This is a genomic window from Streptomyces sp. NPDC052687, from assembly GCF_040678395.1.
Taxonomy (GTDB): domain Bacteria; phylum Actinomycetota; class Actinomycetes; order Streptomycetales; family Streptomycetaceae; genus Streptomyces.
Map to the genome: position 1 here is coordinate 1 of NZ_JBFATR010000109.1, position 1426 is coordinate 1426.

Consider the following 1426-nt stretch of genomic DNA (forward strand, 5'->3'; position numbering starts at 1 on the left):
TAAGATCGTGGAGATCGCCGACCGCGACGATCTGTACGGCAACCCGCGCCACCCGTACACCCGGGCGCTGCTGTCCGCCGTGCCGGAGGCCACGGTCGCCGACGACGGCCAGGCTCGTGAGCGCATCCGGCTCACCGGTGACGTGCCGTCTCCGATCAACCCGCCGTCGGGCTGCCGCTTCCGCACGCGATGCTGGAAGGCGACCGACAAGTGCGCGACGGAGGCGCCGCCGCTGGTGCAGGTGGAGGGCAACAAGCCCGGCCATCTGACCGCCTGCCACTACCCCGAGACGGAGGGAACCGTTCCGGCACCCCGTCTCGCCAAGGACCCCCAGGCGACGGTCTGACAACACCCCTTTTCCGTCAGCCGCCGCCACGGATCGGACCTTCACCGGCCCATTGACCCGAGCCCGCGAACGTCCGCTCCCAGGGGCAGAAGGCCCGCGCCTCCCCAGGCGCGGGCCTTCGTTGTGTCCGTCGTCCGGGCCGGCCCTAGACGCCGGTCGTGCCGTCGATCAGCTCCCGGAGGATGTCCAGGTGGCCGTTGTGGCGGGCCGTCTCCTCGATGAGGTGGTGCAGGATCCAGCGCAGGTCGACCGTGAGGCCGCTGCGGACGGTGCCCTTGGCCCGGGCGCCCAGGTCGTGGGCGGCGACCAGGTCCCGGTAGCGGGCGGACTGCTCGGCGTACTCGCGCAGCAGCTCCGGGAGCGGGATGTCCACCGCGATGCGCATCTCGCGGTCCGGGTCCTCCTCGGTCCACGGGCCCTCGTCCTCCTCGCCGAGGAAGACCACCTGGAACCAGTAGTACTCGACCCACCGCAGGTGGCTGATCAGCCCCGAGACGGTCATCAGCGGCGAGCCCGGCAGGGGCGCCGTGCGGGCCCCCTCCGCGGACAGGCCCTCGCACTTGGCGCGGGCCGTGTCACGGGTGTAGTCGAGAAAGGTGGTCAGCTGAGTGCGCTCGTCCCAGGCGGGAGGCGTGTCGGTGCGTGTCATCAGGCACGAGCATGTCCGAACACCCGTCCCCCGTCGAGTCGTTTAACAGCTCTCGTCCCCGTCAGTCGGTGTGCTCCTCCAGTGCCGCCAGCGCCGGGTCCAGGACGATGTCCTCGGTGCGGGCCTCGGTCGTCGGGTCCTCCGGGTAGTGGCAGGCCGTCAGGTGGCCCTCGCGGTTGCCGGCGGCGCGGGTCAGGGGCGGTTCCTCGGTCGCGCACTTGTCGGTCGCCTTCCAGCAGCGGGTGCGGAAGCGGCAGCCGGAGGGCGGGCTGATCGGGGAGGGCACGTCGCCGGCGAGGCGGATGCGTTCGCGGCGGCCCGTGGGCTCGCCGGCCACGGACACCTCGGGCACGGCGGAGAGCAGGGCGTGGGTGTAGGGGTGCCGGGGCCGGGTGTAGATGGACTCGCGGTCGCCGACCTCGATGACCTTG

General features: G+C 72.0%; 3 protein-coding genes. 1 reads left to right on the plus strand and 2 read right to left on the minus strand.

Annotated features, from left to right (window positions below; all coding sequences use genetic code 11):
* The coding region (locus AB0K92_RS33530) for an oligopeptide/dipeptide ABC transporter ATP-binding protein (RefSeq protein WP_365929048.1) at nt 1-346 on the plus strand (346 nt) is incomplete at its 5' end.
* 145 nt (nt 347-491) lie between these two features.
* Here AB0K92_RS33530 and AB0K92_RS33535 read toward each other — a convergent pair.
* Nucleotides 492-995, minus strand: a complete 504-nt coding sequence (locus AB0K92_RS33535) for a DinB family protein (protein WP_365929049.1) — start codon at nt 993-995, stop codon at nt 492-494.
* Nucleotides 996-1056: 61 nt separating this feature from the next.
* A partial coding sequence (locus AB0K92_RS33540) for an oligopeptide/dipeptide ABC transporter ATP-binding protein (protein ID WP_365929050.1) occupies nt 1057-1426 on the minus strand: 370 nt, incomplete at its 5' end.